Below are 257 nucleotides of genomic sequence, written 5' to 3' on the forward strand. Positions count from 1 at the left end.
CACGCCCGGCCGTCACGGGGCCGTCGGCCCGCGTGACGGTGATCGCGAACATGTCGCCGAGGGCGACGTCCGCGCCGGTGATGATCCGTTCCCGCTGGACATCCAGAAGCTGGGATCCGAGCCGGGCGTCCCCGGAGCCGACCCGGCGGGCCAGCCGCCAGGAAACGCGCTCGGAGCGCTTGCGGACCTTGGTGTCAGGGTGGTTGGCCGCGCGGGCCCGGTGGTAGGCCAGGGCCTGCACCACGGCCGCAGCGCGC

At 75.1% G+C, this 257-nt stretch carries 1 pseudogene; it reads right to left on the bottom strand.

Annotated elements, in window-relative coordinates:
• Positions 1-257, bottom strand: a pseudogene (locus LG634_RS37675) (conjugal transfer protein); the annotation flags it as partial.

Source organism: Streptomyces bambusae (genome assembly GCF_020532645.1).
GTDB classification, from domain to species: domain Bacteria; phylum Actinomycetota; class Actinomycetes; order Streptomycetales; family Streptomycetaceae; genus Streptomyces; species Streptomyces bambusae.